13 protein-coding genes are annotated in these 17,233 nt (G+C 68.8%); 1 reads left to right on the top strand and 12 read right to left on the bottom strand.

Features of this window, described 5'->3' with window-relative positions; translation table 11 throughout:
• Window positions 1-23: 23 nt before the first annotated feature.
• The 10 genes from NRB20_RS24800 to NRB20_RS24755 form a co-directional block, all read right to left on the bottom strand.
• Window positions 24-329, bottom strand: coding sequence for a transposase (locus NRB20_RS24800; RefSeq protein WP_227833829.1), 306 nt, complete (start codon window positions 327-329; stop codon window positions 24-26).
• A gap of 64 nt (window positions 330-393) precedes the next feature.
• Entirely contained in the window at window positions 394-3,279 is a 2,886-nt protein-coding gene (locus tag NRB20_RS38380) for a hypothetical protein (protein ID WP_227833828.1), read from the bottom strand.
• Between the two features lie 6 nt (window positions 3,280-3,285).
• Window positions 3,286-4,776 (bottom strand): SCO6880 family protein, encoded by a 1,491-nt coding sequence (locus NRB20_RS24790; protein WP_153413047.1) that lies wholly within the window; start codon window positions 4,774-4,776, stop codon window positions 3,286-3,288.
• On the bottom strand, window positions 4,773-6,239 hold the full coding sequence (locus NRB20_RS24785; RefSeq protein WP_153413045.1) for a hypothetical protein: 1,467 nt from the start codon (window positions 6,237-6,239) through the stop codon (window positions 4,773-4,775). The genes NRB20_RS24790 and NRB20_RS24785 overlap by 4 nt, the downstream gene beginning before the upstream one ends.
• Window positions 6,240-6,250: 11 nt before the next feature.
• The gene (locus NRB20_RS24780; protein ID WP_153413043.1) at window positions 6,251-7,087 is read right to left on the bottom strand and encodes a hypothetical protein; all 837 of its coding nucleotides are present in this window, start codon (window positions 7,085-7,087) and stop codon (window positions 6,251-6,253) included.
• On the bottom strand, window positions 7,084-7,311 hold the full coding sequence (locus NRB20_RS24775) for a hypothetical protein (RefSeq protein ID WP_153413041.1): 228 nt from the start codon (window positions 7,309-7,311) through the stop codon (window positions 7,084-7,086). Before NRB20_RS24775 ends, NRB20_RS24780 begins: the two co-directional genes overlap by 4 nt.
• Before the next feature lie 32 nt (window positions 7,312-7,343).
• Window positions 7,344-7,640 carry a hypothetical protein gene (locus NRB20_RS24770; RefSeq protein WP_153413039.1) on the bottom strand — a complete coding sequence of 99 codons (297 nt, stop codon included), beginning with the start codon at window positions 7,638-7,640 and terminating at the stop codon, window positions 7,344-7,346.
• A gap of 109 nt (window positions 7,641-7,749) precedes the next feature.
• Window positions 7,750-8,421, bottom strand: a complete 672-nt coding sequence (locus NRB20_RS24765) for a DUF6668 family protein (protein WP_227833827.1) — start codon at window positions 8,419-8,421, stop codon at window positions 7,750-7,752.
• Window positions 8,418-9,293, bottom strand: a complete 876-nt coding sequence (locus NRB20_RS24760; RefSeq protein WP_153413037.1) for a hypothetical protein — start codon at window positions 9,291-9,293, stop codon at window positions 8,418-8,420. Before NRB20_RS24760 ends, NRB20_RS24765 begins: the two co-directional genes overlap by 4 nt.
• A gap of 16 nt (window positions 9,294-9,309) precedes the next feature.
• Window positions 9,310-10,503: a hypothetical protein gene (locus NRB20_RS24755; RefSeq protein ID WP_153413035.1), complete on the bottom strand. Its 1,194-nt coding sequence runs from the start codon at window positions 10,501-10,503 to the stop codon at window positions 9,310-9,312.
• A 1,077-nt stretch (window positions 10,504-11,580) separates the two neighbouring features.
• Here NRB20_RS24755 and NRB20_RS24750 point away from each other — a divergent pair.
• Window positions 11,581-12,459: a DMT family transporter gene (locus NRB20_RS24750; protein WP_319945345.1), complete on the top strand. Its 879-nt coding sequence runs from the start codon at window positions 11,581-11,583 to the stop codon at window positions 12,457-12,459.
• 288 nt (window positions 12,460-12,747) lie between these two features.
• On the opposite strand, the gene NRB20_RS24745 is transcribed toward NRB20_RS24750, so the two are convergent.
• The gene (locus NRB20_RS24745; RefSeq protein ID WP_227833844.1) at window positions 12,748-15,039 is read right to left on the bottom strand and encodes a RelA/SpoT family protein; all 2,292 of its coding nucleotides are present in this window, start codon (window positions 15,037-15,039) and stop codon (window positions 12,748-12,750) included.
• 349 nt (window positions 15,040-15,388) lie between these two features.
• A complete protein-coding gene (locus NRB20_RS24740; RefSeq protein WP_153413031.1) occupies window positions 15,389-16,975 on the bottom strand; it encodes an ABC-F family ATP-binding cassette domain-containing protein in 1,587 nt (528 codons plus the stop codon).
• Window positions 16,976-17,233: the final 258 nt, after the last annotated feature.

Here is a 17,233-nt window from a genome sequence, read left to right as displayed (position 1 = left end):
GCCCATTCGTCGCTGGGCAGCGATCATGTGCTGCGCTGGGTGTCGTTGAGGGTTTCCACCAGGGTGCGGTTCATCTCGGCGGCGGCGGCCAACTGCTGTTGCAGCAGCGCGACCTTGCGCCGCAGCGCACCCGCGTCCATCCGATCCAGGCCCGGCCCCTCCGCGGCGCGCACCCAGTTGCGGACCGAATTGGCGTGCACGCCGATCTGTTCGGCCACCACCCGGCACGCCTCGGATTCGCTGCGCAACTTGCCCGTCAGGGCGATCACCTGTGCCACCGCGGCCTGCCGCACCTGCGGCGACACCCTGCGATAGGACCTGTGCGGCATCATCGCACCAGCCCTCCCGACCGCCGAATCCGCGAAGGCGCCTGCGCCACCGCCCGGTTCGCTCTCACGCAGCACTCCCCTCGTCACCGCTCGGCGCGGTGTCCCCACCGCGACGCGCGGTGGATTCGGTGAATTCGCTGAAACGCTGGTTGGTTTCGTGGATTCCGCTCTCCCGCTCCGAGATCGTGAATTCCATGTGGAACGGTATGCCCGGACGGCGATCCTCGCCGATCTTCAGCAGGAATTTACCGGTACCGGGTGCGGGCGGACGGGCCTGCCCGGGTTTGAGCGCCTCACCGGTCAACGCCTGCGGCGCGGACCATCCGGTCACCATCTCCTCCTCGGCGGAGGTGAACGGGATCGTGGAATCCAGCCGTTTGATCTCCTCCGGCGGCAGCGCGCCGAAGATCTTCGCACGGGCACGCTCGAGGAAACCGATCGCCTTGGCGATCGCGGCGTCCGAACCGAGCGATTGCAGATCCTTGATGGTGTGGCTGATCATGATCAGCGAGGTGGCCAGGCCGCGTTGCAGACGGGTCAGTTCGTCGACGCGATCGACCATGAAATCGCCCAGGCCCAGCACCTGCCACAACTCGTCCATGACGACCTGGAAGTAGCGCTGCGCGCCCATTTCGGCGTCGGCGAGCACGTGCGCGGCCTCGACCGAGGCGAAACCGTCGGCCCAGCAGGCCAGCATGACCGCGGCCTTGAGCTTCTTGTCGCCGGTCGGGATGTGCGAGACGTCGATGCAGACCGCGACCGAACTGGTGTCGATCGGGGTGCTGGTCTGCCCGTTGAACACCGCGCCGAACGGGCCCTGGGTCAGCGCGCGCAACGAGCGGCGCAGGCCCTTGATGGATTCGTGGTACTCGTCGGGGCTGTCCGCACCGGCGTCGAGCATCAGCTGCTCACCGCCCTCGACGATGACCTCGAGCAGATTCTCCATGATCGGCGGATTCTCCGGGGCGAAGCCGCTGCCCTCGCGATACAGGATGCTCAGGCCGGTGGAGATCAGTGTCTCCTCGTAGTCGCGCACCCGCGCGCCGCGCACGAGTTCGACCAGACCCGCGATCAGGGTGACCTGACGGGCGCGCAACTCCTGCAGCACCTGCACCTGCATGGCGGGCAGTTCGCTCAGCAGCGGCACCACCGAACCCAGCACGCCACCGGCGAGCGGATTCAGCTTGCCGTGGCCGTAACCCAGGTCGATCACCTGCCCGCCGACCATCTCCACGAGTTTGCGGTAGTCGGGTTTGACGTCGGCCAGGATCAGCGGCGTGATGCCCTGCGCGATACCGCCCAGCACGATCCGCCGCACCAGCGAGGATTTACCGAAACCGTTGAGCCCCAACACGAACAGGCTGGGCGCGGTGATGAAACTGCCGCGCATGAACCAGTTCATCGGGTCGAAGCAGACCGGCGCTCCGGTGTGCAGATGCGAGCCCAGCGGGGTGCCGATCAGCGGCGCGCCCGCGCCGACCGACCACGGCCACAGGCCCGCGACCTGCGCCGTGGTGGCGCGATATTCGACCGGGCGGCCCACCACGTTCATCCGGCCGCCGCCCGCGCCGAGATAGCCGCGATCGGTCAATTGCGCTGTGGTGCGGTCGAATCCGTCCTCGTCCACGGATTCCAGCCGGGCCGCGGCGTTCATCCGGCGCAGATCGTCGGTGCGGATGCGGAAGGTCGCCCAGGCCGCGCGCAGGCCCGCGCCCTCGCGGGCGGTCAGCTCCAGCCGGGCCCGGGTGAGTTCGTCCAGCAGGGGCGGGCCCTGCTTGGTCTGCTTGCCGCCCTTGCCTTTTCGGGCCGCGGCGCCCGACCTGGCCGCGGATCCGGATCGGGTGGTGCGGTCCGGGCGCGGGGTTGTGGTGCGGGCGCCGTCGCCGCCGTTGCGATCGGTCACCCGGCGGCGGTTGCGTTCGGACATCGGGGCGCGGCTGCGGGTCAGGTGTCCCGCGTCGGCGCGCTGCTGTTCCGGATGGGATCCGTTGCCGGACAGTCCGTTCGAGTCCGGGCGCGAGCGCGTCGCGCGGGGGTCGGGCGGCCCCATCTGCTCGGGTAACTCCTGCGGCGGGCGCTGACGCCGACCGCCCTGCCCGTCTGGCATGTCCTCACGACCTCTCGTGCGCTGTTCGGTCCCCCGGGCCGCACCGCCCGACCGGTCGGCTGGCTGTTCCGCACCGCGCTCCCGGGCCGTCGTGGGCCGAGAGATGGTGTCGCGCTTGCTCGTTCCGGCCGTCACGTCGGCGGGGGCGCGGCCGGTGTCGACGGAACCTGCCGTGCCCGAACCGGGATTTTCCCGGCCCCGCGCCGTAGCGTCGCCCGCCGGTACGGCGCCGTTGCCGGAAGTCGTTCCGTTCGGCGCAGTCGCGCCGCTGGCCGAAGTCCCGCTGTTCGCCTGGTCCGTGCCATCGTCCCGAGCCGTTCCGTCGGCAGGAGTCGTACCGTTCGCCGCGGGCGCGTCGAGCGCGGGAATCGTGCCCGCACGTGAGGTGGAGCGCTCGCGCGCGGTGACGGTTTGCTCACGGGCAGTGGACGATTCGATCGCCATCCGATCGGAGGTGGCGTCCTCGCGCACCGGACGCCGATCGCGCGGCGCGGCGGCGTCCCGGGAACGCGACCGCGCCTCGACATCGGCATCACGCCCGGTCGCACCGCGGTCCTCCTCGGCGCGTCGCGGACGACGTTCCGGAGGCGTATTCGACCGGCCGCGCCCCGAACCGAGGCCCGACGAACCGCGCCGCGGCGGCCGCACGGGTGCGTCGTCCCAGTCGGCAGGCATGGCGGTACGCGGCTGGCCCGGCGTGTACGCCTCGACGTTCCAGTCGTCCTCGCGGCGCAGCCCGCGCCCGCCGCCCGGCAGCGGATTGCTCGTGTCCACCACGCGTTCGCGATAGCGCGGCGGTTCGCCGCGGTAGCGGATCGGCGCGTCGCCGTCGTCACCTGCCATGAAGAATCACCCCGCCAATGCTTTCGGAATGCTCGCGTGTTCCGGCAGAATCACCCCGCACCCGAGGGAGGCCGCGAAGCCCGCCGCCTGGTAGCGGTAACACCGCCGGATCTTCAACCGCGCCTGGGTGGACAGATCGCGCGTGATCGCCTCGATCCGCGGCAGATCCCCGCGCAGGGGTTCGGTGATCGTCACCAGCGCCCCGAACCGGGTCACGCCGTGTCCGCGCGCCTGTTCCTCGCGGGCCTGCTGCGTCGCGCCCACCCGCAGGGTGGCCGCCGCCGAGACGACACCGCGTTCGCTCTGCTGGGCCACCAGCGCGTTCTTGTAGTCGTCGTCGACGATCTCGGCGGCGTCGGCGGCCGAGTGCGGGCGGTACACGATCGCCACCCGCTTACGCGGCACTTCGGGATTCGGCGCGAGCAGCCGCTGCAACACCCGCTCGTCCACCGCGCCCTCGGGAGCGGTGTCCATCTCCCAGGTCACCGAGCGACCGCCGTCGTGCAGGAAGTGGTCCCAGCGTTCCTCGTGCGAGACCGGTCCGGCATCGGCCCAGTCCAGCCCGTGCCCGCCGGGCTCACCGGCGGCGACCTCGAGGTCGGCCTGCGCGGCCGGATCGTAACTGCGCCGGATGAAGGAGATCACCTCGTCCGCGGACATCGGCTGCGCTCGCACACCCGCCTCGGCCAGCGCCGCGCAGATACCCGGCAACCGGCGGCCGATCTCGACCGCCTCCTCGGCCGGATTCTTGCGACGTTCGGCGGTGGTGGCCTTGAACGTGATCGCCACGCGCGGCAGCAATTGCACACGCTCCTGCGGCAATTCGGTCGCCAGCTCGTACATCACCTGCTGCGCCAGCTCCGGGGCCTGCGGGTGGGTGATGGTCGAAACCTCGGTCAGCAGACGGTTACCGGTCTCGGGCACGGTGTCGATGACCGGCACCACCGCGATGATGTCGGAGGTCTGCCCCAGCGAGGCCAGGAAGGTGCCCCAGGCCGCGACCCAGCGGTCGATCACCGGCTGATCCACCGCCTCGTGGCCCTGCGGCCAGGCCCGCAGCACGACCGTGTACTGGCCGAACTGCGGCAGATGGATCATGCCGAAGCTGTAACCGCCCGCGTCGATCCCCTCGTACAACTTCGACGGCGCCATCAGCCCGGGCAGCCGGGCGACCCCGCCGGGGATGCGGGAGAACCGCCCGCCCCGGTAGACGTGCTCGCCCCGATTACGACCGCGTAGCCAATGGAACATCATCAATCCCGTCTCGTAGCCCGAGCGGCCCCCCGACCGCCACACCAGTGGAACCATCACCACGACGCCGATCCCGGCGACGAAGAACGCCGGTTTCGGACCGGCCACCAACGCGGTCAGCAGCGCGCTGATGACCACGACGAAGCCGAGCACCGTCTCACCCCAGCGCAGGCCGAAAAGACCTGCGCTGCGCGGCTTCTGCCAGAGCCCGTACGAGCGGCGCTCATAGGTTTCGGTCGTCGTCATCGTGGGATGGTGCTCCTGCCGAGGTCGGGTGAACGGTTACCCCAGCCGTCACCGGCGACGTCACCCATCGCCGATTCACCGCGTTGCAGACTGGCCGCGGCCGCACGGGCATTGGCGATCCGGTTCATCGCGCGGGTGGCGCCGGACGTCGTGCTGGCCGATCCGCTGACCGTCGGCGGACTCGCCGCCGCCGACGCGCCGTTACCGCCACCGCCCCGCGGCGGCGGCACCGGACGACCGCCGCCACCGCCACGACCCGCACCCCCCGGCGGCCGCGGACCGCGACCGCCGACGTATCCGGGCGCACCCGAGGCCGCGGCGCCGCGCATGGCGACCGCCTTGGTGCCGACCGCGCCCAGGGCCATCGCGCCCAGCACCACACCACCGGTGGCGCCCAGACCCGAACCGCCGTTGCCGACCATGCCGACCGCCGGAGCGACCAGGCGCATCAGCACCGGCAGCACGAACGCGACACTGCCCAGCAGCACGATCGCGACCAGCATCCGCTGGGCCTGATCCGCGTCGGGAATCCCTGCGGTGGAAGTGGTTTCGTCGGTGTTGCCCGCGGCGAGGAAGGCGATCATGTAGACAATCGCCGCCACCGGTTTCCACAGCATGAACGCGATGATCCAGCTCAGCAGCTTGGAATAGGACTGCTTGCCGATACTCGTGCCCGAGGCCGCCGCGGCCAGCGGCAACACCCCCGCGGCCACGACCAGCATGCCCTGTCGCACGATGGCCAGCACGATCTGCGCCAGCGCGCCGAGCAGGCCCACGATCGCGATGATCAACACCAGACCCGGCGAAAACGCTTGCAGCTTACTGGTTTTCACCATCAGCTCGGCGATGTTCTTGGCCTGGCCATTGGTGGCATCGGTGATCACCCACGCGGAGAAGCGGTCCGAGGCCTGCGTGCCCGCGACGATCACCGCGCCCAGCATCCAGGAACTGAACACCACCCGGGCGAACATCTTGAACGATTCGGCCGCCTCGGATATCAGCGCCCCGCGTCTGGCCTCGGCCAATCTGACGCCGGACAGGATGATCGAGACGATCAGCAGCAGGATCTGCGCCTGATACGTGTAGTCGTTGATCTTCTGGAACAACTGACCGCCGTTGCTGAGCCGCTCGTTGGGCACCTTCATCCAGAAGGTCAGCGCCATGATCAGCGCCTGGCCCAGACCACTCATCAGCGAGTCGACCACCTTGCCGAAGGTGGTGTCCCAGGCCTTGTCCCGCACCGCGGTGGCCGCGTCGCCGGGATGGGTCGCGGCGTTGGCGCCCTTACAGGCCGCCGAGGCCGCATCCCCCAGGGACACCCCGGGTAAGCCCATATTGTTGAGATCGTCGTGAATCTGGTTGCAGGTCTGGTCGAATCCGTAGGTCTGGCCGTATGCCACAGTGGGCGTCGCGATCATCACGGTGAAGATCACCGCGAGAATCGTGACGAGGCGCCTGAACATATGATTCATCCTCACCATTTCGTCCACCCGTCCAGCGAGTCCACGTACTCCGTCTGCGACCCCGAGGCGTCGGTCGGCTTCAGCCGCCAATCCCCGTTGTCCCACACCATGACCAGGCGAACCGCCGCCCAGAGTTGTTTGCCGTCGTTGACCGGGCCGCGTGCAGCCAAGCGCACGATGGCCATGTCGTCGGCATAGTTCTCGATCTGAAACGCGTCGGGGGCCACCAGATATCGCGTCACCTGCTCCGGTTGTTGTTGCGGCAGCCGTCCCGCCGCCCGCGCCTTGTCGTAGGACGCGAGTTGCTGGGCGCTGGCGTCGACCTGACGGACGTACAGATCCCGATCGGCCGGACGCGCGTTGAGCCGGTAGGTGATCTGCGCCGCCGCCACCACCGCGCCCTGCGGGGTGTGCGAATACCCCGTGGCCAGGCCGTCGGTGATCCGGGTCGGACCGTCGCTGGTGGAGAACGGCACCGACGCGCCGAACACCCGCTGCCAGCCGTGCGCCGCGGTGATCCCGGCCGGGGCCGCGGTCAGCCAGTCCTGATCGCTCGGCTTGTGCTCCTTGCCCGGTTCCTGCGTGAGCACCTGTCCCACCGGGTTGTTCGGTACGTCCACCCGGCGGCCGAAGACGTCGACCGCGGGCGCGGCGAATCCGGTCGCGTTCGTCGCCCCCGCCGCCGGAGACGGCGCCCCGGGAGCCGCGGCCCGTGCGCCACCGCCGCGCGAATCATCGTGATTCACGTACATGAACACCCCGACCACCACGATCAGCGCCAGCACCGCCGCGGACGCGATGCCGCCGAAGGATATGCCGCGGTCCGAGTCCGCGTCCTTGTCCTTCATGTCGGCAGGAAGGTCAGCGCGATCGCGCTTGCGGACGATGCCACGATCGCACCGACCAGGCTCATCACGACGCCGTGCGAGGCATCGTTGATCGCCATGTCGTCACGTATCGCCGACCAGAAGCGCCCGGCCGAGATGATCAACCAGGCGAGGCAGAACAACAGCACCACCCAGAGCAACCAGTCGATCAGCTGCATCAACGGCGCGACGACGTCGGCCGGCATCTGTTTGTAGGCAAGCACTCCGCGCCTCGCCTCTATGATCCGATGGCGGCGTTCATGATGGTCCCGGCGCTGGTGGCGATGATGCCGCCGATCATGGCGCCCGCCACCATCTTCGGGGACTCGAGCCCGCCGCCGGTCCACTTCTCCCACGCGAACCGGCCGCCCGCGTAGGTGATGCCCATGATGCCGGACAGCAGCACGAACCAGGTGAAGTAGCGGACCAGTTTGAGCAGCTTGTCCGAGGCGGGCGGGGCCTCCGGGGTCGGATTACCGACCTGGGCGAGAACAGCGCTGTACGTGTCGTGTACAGCGAGCAGGATGGTACTCATCGAGCGTCCTTCTCAATAGGTGAACCGAAAACAATGCCGTGTACCGGGAGTACACCGTCTGTTACGCCATGTCGCCGCCCGCCCAGCGGCGGCCGAGAGTGCACGGTCGTCATCGCCTGCCCTCCTCGAAATGCGAAGCAGTGCTTACCTTTTCACGAATCAGAGCTACTATACCCGCACCCAGCCGGTCCACGTCGTGTGGAACCTCGTGCAGCGGATCGAGTTTGCGTTTGCTCTGCTGCGGCGGCGGATCGCTCGGCGACCACACCGGCAACTGCTCGGGTTCGACCAGCGTCCACTCCTCGTACCAGGGCACCTGCCACACCGGCCCGGCCAGGGAGCCGACCACGTCGCGGTAGCGGCGGATTTCCGCCGGGATGCGACCGGGCCGGGTGGCGACCGTGATCAGCCCGAGCACCTCGCACGCTCCGGCCAGGCCCGCGTGATGCTGGCGCAGCAGGTCGTGCGCCCGGGTCAGGCCCGAAATGGTCTCGCGCGCAACGAGAATCACGTAGGGGGATTCGCGGTCGAAGACACCCGGCCACCGGCGATGCGAATCCGCGGCGGGCGCGAGCACGTGCGCGAGGGTGCTGGCGCCGGCGCCGCCGTGCACACCGAGCAACCACACCAGCGGCGCGCGTCCGGCCCCGGGTACCGGCCGGTCCCAGATGGGCGCGCGACGATTCTCCGGCGGTGCGACGACGCCCGCCGCCCCCGTCGGCCCGTCGGCCTGGGCGGGGTTCTCCGATGCTTCACGACTCTGCTTCATGGCCGCGGTCATGATGCCACCCCCGCCAGCAGGGTGCGATAAGCCCTGCGCGTTTCGGCGGCAAGTGCGTTGTGGCGCACCAGTTCTCCGCGTGCGAGGTGCTGATCGTAGGGAATCTCCCGGATGTCCCGGACCCAGCCGTCCAGATGTTCGCGCAGGTGTTCGGCCACCGGGGCGCTGTCGCCGGGCAGCTGATGGGACACCACGATCGTGGTGTCGCCGACGATTCCGCCGCCCTGGCCCTCGGTCTGGCCGCCGAACTCGTCGTCCAGCCATTCCAGGGTCACCCGCAGCCGGTTGGCCGCGTCGGCGCGCGCCGGAATCGCCAGTACCAGAGCGATATCCGCGTCCTCGAGCAGCGGCCGCAGCTGCCGCGCGGCGATCGGGCTGCCGCCGTCGTAGACCGGGGTGTGACCGGCGTCGGCGAGGGCGCGCGCGACGGTCAGGTAGGTCGCCCGGCGGCGCAGCGGCGCGGCGTCCCGCCAGAGCAGCCCGACACCCGAACTCGACTGGGACAGACACTCTTTCAGCGGTGCGGGCTCGTCGTCACCGCGGCCGTAGAGCCAGGCCTGCAGGCTGATCGGGCTCAGGTGTTCGTCCGCGCCGCGCAGCGCCAGATCACTGCCCGCGGCCGTCGCGTCCACCGCGACCGTGGCCAGACCGCCCGAACCCAGTTCCGCGGCCAATCCGAGCGCCGTCGTCGTGGTACCCGCCCCGCCGCAGCCACCGACCACCAGAATCGGTCGCGGCAGCAGTTCACCCTCACCGTTCTCGCGCCGGCTCCGGCGTAACCGCACCACCGGAGCCCGATCGCGCGTACGCGAACCCGCCGGGTCGCCCGTCTCGGGCGTCTCGTCGAGCCACTGGCTCCAGTCCTGTCCCATCGTCTCAGCTCTCCTCTTAACCGGCCGTGATACCCGTGATCAGGGTGCGGCCGCCGACGACCTTCGTGGTCACCGTCTGTCGGCCGTAGGTCGCGGGCGCGCCACCGGGCCGTTGTTCGGTGACCTCCACCGAATACCTGGAATCCCCGGACGGCGCCACCCGCACGCAGTACGCGGTCCCCGCCGGGACCGAGTCGATGCCGCGCTGAATCACTTCCGCCGGAGGCAAACCCGCGTCGGGTGCGACGACCTCGAGGGCGCGTACGGCGGAACGGTCGACGTAATAGGCGTGCTGGAACCACATGATCGCGTCGGGCCCGGAGTCGGTGCCGCCCGGCCCCGCCCCGCGCACCACCGAACCGATGTGCTCGGTCGGACAGCTGAGCACCGTGCCGGTGGTCGCCCCGGTGAGCCGGACCTCCGAAATCACCGGACGCGCGGAATTCGCGGCGTGCGCGGAACGTGCGGCACCGCCACGGGTCTGAAGCAAATACACAGCGAACATCGCCGCGGCCGCGAGCAGCAGTACCGCGACGCCCAGGACGAGCGCGACGCGCAGACTGCCCGGACCGGCCTGCTGACGCCGGCCGCGCGGTGCGGTCGCCGCGCCGGGACCGCTCTTCGGACGGTTCGCACGGCGACGGGGAAACCAGCTTCTGCGGCCGCTTTCGGCGCGACCGCCGCCGGTGGGCTCGGGCCAGTCGTCGAGCCAGTCCGCGGAGTTGCCGGGCCAGTCGTCATCGTCGAGTGGGCCGGGACGGGACTCGGTCCGGCGCGTACGGGAATCCGCGTCGGCCCGATCGGATTCGTTGCGGGGACTCCGCTCCCTCGGCTCGAATGCCGCGTCCTCGGCGTCGTCCGCACGCGATCGCCGGGGGCGGCGGGCCGGGGCCTGCGCTTCCTCGTCCCACGGGAACTGCACCAGCTCGGCATTGCGCACCGGGTAGTCGTCGTCGGGGCCCGGTGCGTGATCACCCGCGACCCAGTCCGACCAGCCGCCGACGAATTCGGCGCGGCGGGTACCGGTCCCGCCGAACGGGACGTCGAACGGCTCCGGTTCGGTCTCCTGGATGTAGTGCGGATACCGGCCCGCGCCACCCTGGCTCAACGTGTGCTCGAGATCGGGGTCGGCGGTCTCCCGCGGCGCCGCGGGGTCCTGCGGCTCGAGGGCGGGGAACCAGTGCTGCACGTCTTTGTACGAGTTCAACATTCCCCCACCCCCGCAGCGCCAGGCACCTCGTGCGACATCGTCGGACCCTCTCGGCGATCAGTTCGTGGTGAACGGGCACGGAAATTCTCCCGTACCCGACGAATTCGACGAACTCGACGCGCCGCACGCGACACCCGGGATTCCGCCGACCAGGTCTTTCAGATTCTCACACCGGGCCCGAAGATGGCGATTCACGCAGCTCGCGCCGGTGCAGCGAAACGCGGATTCCCCTGGTGGCCAGGCACGATGGCGTATCGCACGCCGACAGACCGAAAAGTGAAACGCCGCTGAACCGCCGACGGCGACGTCCGGAACCCGACGATCCGGTCGAATGTCCAAGGCCGCCAACGCCGCAACGCCACGGGCACCGACGGGAGGGAGGAAGGTTCGCACGGGCTGCGGATACGTCTGCGTTCGCGTGGTGCCCGCCGAGGCGGTACCCGCGATCACGACCAGCCTGCTCCAGGTTGAGCGCGCGGTCAGCATCGTCCGACCCCCTTAACCAGCTGTGTGCAAGGCGTTCGGAGGGCGAGAGCCACGACAGGCGAGGGCAGCCGGTGATCGATTCGAGTTGCCATCGGTGCCGTGTGAGCCCCGAAACGCAATAGACCGTAACAGAATCCGGCGAACTCCGCAGTGCATCCGGTGTGATGCGACCTCGAGACGGGAAGGATCCGGGCCTCGAACACCGCCGCGCCGGAAGAATTTTCGAGGATCGAGCCTGCCACACCGAAGTACCAGCAACCATTCGGCAATCACTCGAGGTGGGGCAGGGACTTCTCGCGACAATGAACACACCCGCGCCACAACCGAATTGCATGCCGGCGGAATGCCGTAATTCGAATATTTCCACAGAAAAGCACGAATTACCGCCCGGGTACGCATAATTCACATTCGCCGTAATTTCGCTGATTGCAATTCCGGCATTCGGATCGATCGGGTCGAACGGTTCACCACCCGCGCACATCCCCCTCGGCCGACGACTCGACGCCACCGCCGACTCGCACCGCCCGGCCGCCGCGGCCCTCGCCGGGCCCCTCGAGCGAGTTGTCAGGGACGTCCGGGCAGACTGTCCGGGTGGCTCAACTACCCCTGGCAGCCGTGGGCTGCGCATTCATCGGCGCGGTGATGTTCGCCGTGTCGGCCGTGGCGCAGCAGCGGGCGGCGGCCGACGTGCCCGAGGGCGACGCCCTGCTCGCCCGGTTGATCCGCAATCCGCGCTGGTGGGCCGGGATCGTCGGCGACGCGGGCGGATTCGGCTTCCAGGTGGCGGCGCTGGCGATGGGGTCGGTGCTGGTCGTCCAGCCGATCCTGGTCACCTCCCTGGTCTTCGCGCTGCCGCTGGCCGCGCACTACAGCGGGCGGCGGGTCACGCCGATGATGTGGGCGCAGGCCGCGGCGCTGTCCGCGGCGCTGGCGGTCTTCCTGGTCGTGGGCGATCCGACCGAGGGCAATACCGACGCGCCCTGGCATCGCTGGATCGGGCCGCTGGGGCTGCTGGGCGGACTGATCGTGGTCGGCATCGTCATCGCCACCACGATCCGCATTCCGGCGCTGCAAGCATTGCTGCTGGGGACCGCCGCCGGTCTGCTGTTCGGCATCTCCGCCGCCCTCACCGAACACGTCACCCAATTGTTCGGCGACGGCCTGAATGCGGTACTGACCAGCTGGCAGCCCTACACCCTGGTGGCCGCCGGAATCGCCGGACTCTATCTGCAACAGCGTGGCTATCAGGTGGGCCCATTGTCGGCGTCGCTCCCGGCGTTCACCGTGGCCGAACCGCTCGGCGCGGCCTTCATCGGGCTCACCGTCCTGAACGAGCGCCTGCGCAGTGGTCCGGTCGGCACGGCTTTCGTCCTGGCCTCGGTGATCGTGATGTGCGTCGGGGCGGTGCTGCTGTCCCGGGCGCAGGCGGCCGGGACCGAAACCACCGACGCCGCGCCCGTGACCGGCTGATCCGCTTGCGCGACCGTTCACGACAGCGCGCGAGAGTGATTGGCCGTGTCGGTGCCGTCGGTGAAGGATGCCCAGACGAACATGCCGCCGGTGGCGTCGGTGCTCACGATGGCCCGTTCGGCTGCCAACGCAAGCCCTCGAGTCTTGTCTCTGATACCCCGGCCCTGTCTCCGACACGTCGCGGTGTGTACCCGAGACGGTGGAATCGATACGGCATTCCGAGTCGACTCCGCCGAATATGTCAGTAGCGCAACAGGTTCCGGCTGAGGTTGCGCGAACTCCAGCCGGTTACGCGGCCGAGGTCACCCGGTAGACGTCGTACACGCCCTCCACATTGCGCACCACGTTCAGCAGGTGGCCGAGGTGTTTGGGATCGCCCATCTCGAAGGTGAACTTGCTGATCGCCACCCGGTCGCCGGAGGTCATCACCGAGGCCGAGAGGATGTTCACCTTCTCGTCGGCGAGCACCTTGGTCACATCCGAAAGCAGGCGGGTGCGGTCCAGCGCCTCGATCTGGATGGCGACCAGGAAGACCGAGGACGGTGACGGGGCCCAGGTGACCTCGATGATCCGTTCCTGTTGCGCCTGTAGGGAATCCGCGTTCGTGCAGTCGGTGCGGTGCACGCTCACCGCACCGCCGCGGGTCACGAAACCCATGATCTCGTCGCCCGGCACCGGCGTGCAGCACTTCGCCAGTTTCGCGACAGTCCCCGGCGCACCGGGGATTTCGACACCGGCATCGCCGCCGGACCGCTGTCGCAGCGGCAGCGTGGACGGCGTACTCCGTTCGGCCAGTTCGTTTTCCACGTCGCCGACGCCGCCGAGCTGCGCCATCAGACGCTGCACCACGTGATGCGCCGAGACCTGGTTCTCCCCCACCGCCGCGTACAGCGCGGAGATGTCCGAGTAGTGCAGCTCGTGCGCCAGCGCTGTCATCGCGTCGACGCTCATCAACCGCTGCAACGGCAGGCCGGAACGGCGGACCTCCTTGGAGATCTGCTCCTTACCCGCCTCCAGCGCCTCCTCCCGACGCTCCTTGGCGAACCACTGGCGAATCTTCGCCTTCGCCCGCGGCGAGACGACGAAGTTCTGCCAGTCGCGACTGGGCCCGGCGTTCTGCGCCTTGGATGTGAAGATCTCGACGACCTCACCGTTCTCCAGTTGCCGTTCCAACGCGACCAGCCGCCCGTTCACCCGCGCGCCGATGCACTTGTGCCCGACCTCGGTGTGCACCGCGTACGCGAAATCGACCGGCGTCGACTTCTGCGGCAGCGTGATCACATCACCCTTCGGGGTGAACACGAAGATCTCCGGCGACTTCAGATCGAACCGCAGCGACTCCAGGAACTCCGCCGGATCCGCGGCCTCCCGCTGCCAGTCCAGCAACTGACGCATCCAGGCCATATCGTCGACCTCGGCGAGATCACCGGAATGCTTACCCTTGGTCTCCTTGTACCGCCAGTGCGCGGCGATACCGAACTCCGCGGTCCGGTGCATGTCCCGGGTGCGGATCTGCACCTCGAGCGGCTTGCCGTCCGGACCGACGACCGTGGTGTGCAGCGACTGGTACACCCCGTACCGCGGCTGCGCGATGTAGTCCTTGAACCGGCCCGCCATCGGCTGCCACAGCGAGTGCACCACACCGACCGCCGCGTAGCAGTCGCGCACCTCCTCGCACAGGATGCGGATACCGACCAGATCGTGGATGTCGTCGAAGTCCTTACCCTTGACGATCATCTTCTGATAGATCGACCAGTAGTGCTTGGGCCGACCCTCGACACTCGCGTTGATCCGGCTCGCGGCCAGCGTATTCACGATCTCCGCGCGCACCTTGGCCAGATAGGTGTCCCGCGAGGGCGCGCGATCGGCGACCAGACGCACGATCTCGTCGTACTTCTTGGCGTGCAGAATCGCGAACGCGAGATCCTCCAGCTCCCACTTGACCGTGGCCATACCGAGCCGATGGGCAAGCGGCGCAATGACTTCCAGCGTCTCGCGGGCCTTCTTGGCCTGCTTCTCCGGCGGCAGGAAGCGCATGGTGCGCATATTGTGCAGGCGGTCGGCGACCTTGATGACCAGCACACGGGGATCACGCGCCATCGCGATGATCATCTTGCGGATGGTCTCGGCCTCGGCCGCGGCGCCCAGATTGACCTTGTCCAGCTTGGTGACGCCGTCGACCAGATGCGCGACCTCCTGGCCGAACTCCTCGGTCAACTCCTCCAGCGAGTAGCCGGTGTCCTCGACCGTGTCGTGCAGCAGCGCCGCGACCAGGGTCGTGGTGTCCATGCCCAGCTCGGCCAGGATATTGGCCACCGCCAGCGGATGGGTGATGTACGGGTCGCCGGACTTGCGGAACTGCGGCGCGTGCTTCTCGTCGGCGACGTCGAACGCGCGTTGCAGCAGTTGCAGATTGGCCTTCGGATACAGCTCGCGATGCACCGTCGCCAACGGCTCCAGCACCGGTTTGACCGCCGCGATACCGCGCTGACCGGTCATCCGGCGGGCCAGCCGGGCCCGCACCCGGCGCGAGGCCGAGGTGGACACGACCGCCGGGCTGCCCGGCTGCCGCGGCGGCATGGCCCGCGGCGTCGGCGCGGGCGCGGGCTTGGCGGGGGCGGCCTTGGGCACGGGTGTGACACGATCGCCAGCGATCGTTTGCTCGGCATTCGCCTTTTCCAGATGCTGAGTCATGCCACCACCTCTCCCGCCTCGACCGGAACACCCTATCCGATGTGCCGGTGCGGCTCAGACCACCAACTTTAATCCCCGCCACCGACAACCGCCGATTCCTGGGAAACGCACCCCGTTCCAGGGCACCGACGGCATCGATCGGCCTATCCGGTGGCGGGGCGATACCGGCATCTTTACAGAACGCCGGCCGCCACCGGACAGTTCCCCGAAGATGCCACGAATTCGCAGAGACCCGTCACGGGTCCTCGGACAGACCCTCCTGCCCCAGTTCCAGCCAACGGGTCACCCCGATCTCCTCCAGGAATCGCCGGTCGTGACTGACCACGATCAGCGCGCCCTCGAATCCGGTGAGCGCCTCGGTGAGATGCGCGAGGCTCGGCAGATCGAGATTGTTGGTCGGCTCATCCAGGAGCAGCAGCCGGGGTGCGGGATCGGCCAGCAGCAGCATCGCCAGCGCCGCCCGCAACCGTTCCCCGCCCGATAGCGCGCCCGCCGCCACATCGGCGTCCGTCCCGCGGAACAGGAAGCGGGCCAGCTGGGCGCGCACCCGCTCGGCGGTGGCGTGCGGCGTTGCGGCCGAGACGTTCTCGAAGACCGAGCGCTGCTCGTCGAACACGTCCAGGCGCTGCGGCAGCATCCGCCACGGCACCTTCGGCGGCTCGGCGGCGATCCGGCGCAGCAGCGTGGTCTTGCCCGCGCCGTTGCGCCCGGTCAGCGCGATCCGCTCCGGGCCGTTCACCCGCAGTGTGACCACCGGACCGTTCGCCAGCCGCACCTGCTCCAACTCGATGACGTCCTGTCCCGGATACAGCCGCGTCCCGGGCAGATCCACCCGGATCTCCCGATCGTCCCGCAACTGGTCCTGCGCGCGATCCAGCGTCTCGCGCGCCTGCTCCACCTTCGCGATGTGGTTGTTGCGCAACTTGCCCGCCGACACCTGCGCCTGCCGTTTGCGTTCGCCCATAACGATTTTCGGCTCACGCTTCTGCTCGAACATCTTCTGCCCGTACCGCTGGCGGCGATCCAGTTTGATCCGCGCCTCCACCAGTTCCCGCGACTGCTTGCGCACATCGCCGCGCGCATCGCGGATCGCCGCCCGCGCGGACTCCTGTTCGGCCTCGATGATCTCCTCGTAGGCGTCGAAATTCCCACCGAAGGAACGGATTTCGCCGCGCCGCAGTTCGGCGATGACACCCATCCGGTTCAGCAGTTCCCGATCGTGGCTGACGATCAGCACGGTGCCGGGGAACTGGCCGACGACCTCGTAGAGTCGTTGGCGCGCATGCAGATCCAGATTGTTGGTGGGCTCGTCGAGCAGCAGCACATCGGGTTCGCGCAGCAGTTCGGCGACCAGGCCGAGCAGCACCGTCTCCCCGCCCGAGAGCGTCTCCAGGCGACGATCCAGCTGCGCGACATCCCCGGCCAGATAATCCAGGCCCAACCGCCCGAGCAGCGCGACCGCGGCCTCCTCGACATCCCAGCGATTACCCACGAGTTCGAAGTCCGACTCGGACCCCTCCCCCGATTCGATCCGGTGCAACGCGTGGCGCACCGCATCGATCCCGAGTACCGAATCAACCCGTTGACCTGCGGAGAGACCGAGATCCTGGCGAAGATATCCGAGCGTGCCACCGACCGTGATCGACCCGCGCGCAGGCCGCAACTCACCGGCGATCAACCGCAAGAGGGTGGATTTCCCAACCCCGTTGCTCCCGACCAACCCCAGGTGAGCGGGCCCGAGCACCGCGTCCAGCCCCTCGAAGACGGGGGCGCCGTCGGGCCAGGCGAAGGTGAGATCGGACAGCGAAACGGAAATAGACATGTGCACACTCCTGAGAGGTTCGCGAGAATGCGGCGCGCGGGACGCGGGCCACTCGACAGTCACCTCAGAAGAGCAACGGCACTACTCCGATCAACGGGAATGAGACTCGACCACGTTAGCCAACCGGACAGGTTCACGCAAGACCCGCACGGCTGTGTGACCCGCCACAGCAGGGTGAACCGTTGCCGCGCAACGCATTCCTCGCCGCCGGATCGGGCAGCCGCCACCGCACCTGAGCCGAACGCGTCGATCCGTCGA

Origin of the sequence: Nocardia macrotermitis (assembly GCF_009604405.1) — a bacterium.
Lineage (GTDB): Bacteria > Actinomycetota > Actinomycetes > Mycobacteriales > Mycobacteriaceae > Nocardia > Nocardia macrotermitis.
The sequence above is the reverse complement of the archived record's forward strand: the minus strand, read 5'-3'. Positions and strand labels throughout refer to the sequence as shown.

Coding starts and splice junctions, on each gene's coding strand:
- NRB20_RS24800 (WP_227833829.1), bottom strand. CDS start 329: ATGCCGCACAGGTCCTATCGCAGGGTGTCGCCGCAGGTGCGGCAGGCC.
- NRB20_RS38380 (WP_227833828.1), bottom strand. CDS start 3,279: ATGGCAGGTGACGACGGCGACGCGCCGATCCGCTACCGCGGCGAACCG.
- NRB20_RS24790 (WP_153413047.1), bottom strand. CDS start 4,776: ATGACGACGACCGAAACCTATGAGCGCCGCTCGTACGGGCTCTGGCAG.
- NRB20_RS24785 (WP_153413045.1), bottom strand. CDS start 6,239: ATGTTCAGGCGCCTCGTCACGATTCTCGCGGTGATCTTCACCGTGATG.
- NRB20_RS24780 (WP_153413043.1), bottom strand. CDS start 7,087: ATGAAGGACAAGGACGCGGACTCGGACCGCGGCATATCCTTCGGCGGC.
- NRB20_RS24775 (WP_153413041.1), bottom strand. CDS start 7,311: ATGCCGGCCGACGTCGTCGCGCCGTTGATGCAGCTGATCGACTGGTTG.
- NRB20_RS24770 (WP_153413039.1), bottom strand. CDS start 7,640: ATGAGTACCATCCTGCTCGCTGTACACGACACGTACAGCGCTGTTCTC.
- NRB20_RS24765 (WP_227833827.1), bottom strand. CDS start 8,421: ATGACCGCGGCCATGAAGCAGAGTCGTGAAGCATCGGAGAACCCCGCC.
- NRB20_RS24760 (WP_153413037.1), bottom strand. CDS start 9,293: ATGGGACAGGACTGGAGCCAGTGGCTCGACGAGACGCCCGAGACGGGC.
- NRB20_RS24755 (WP_153413035.1), bottom strand. CDS start 10,503: ATGTTGAACTCGTACAAAGACGTGCAGCACTGGTTCCCCGCCCTCGAG.
- NRB20_RS24745 (WP_227833844.1), bottom strand. CDS start 15,039: ATGCCGCCGCGGCAGCCGGGCAGCCCGGCGGTCGTGTCCACCTCGGCC.
- NRB20_RS24740 (WP_153413031.1), bottom strand. CDS start 16,975: ATGTCTATTTCCGTTTCGCTGTCCGATCTCACCTTCGCCTGGCCCGAC.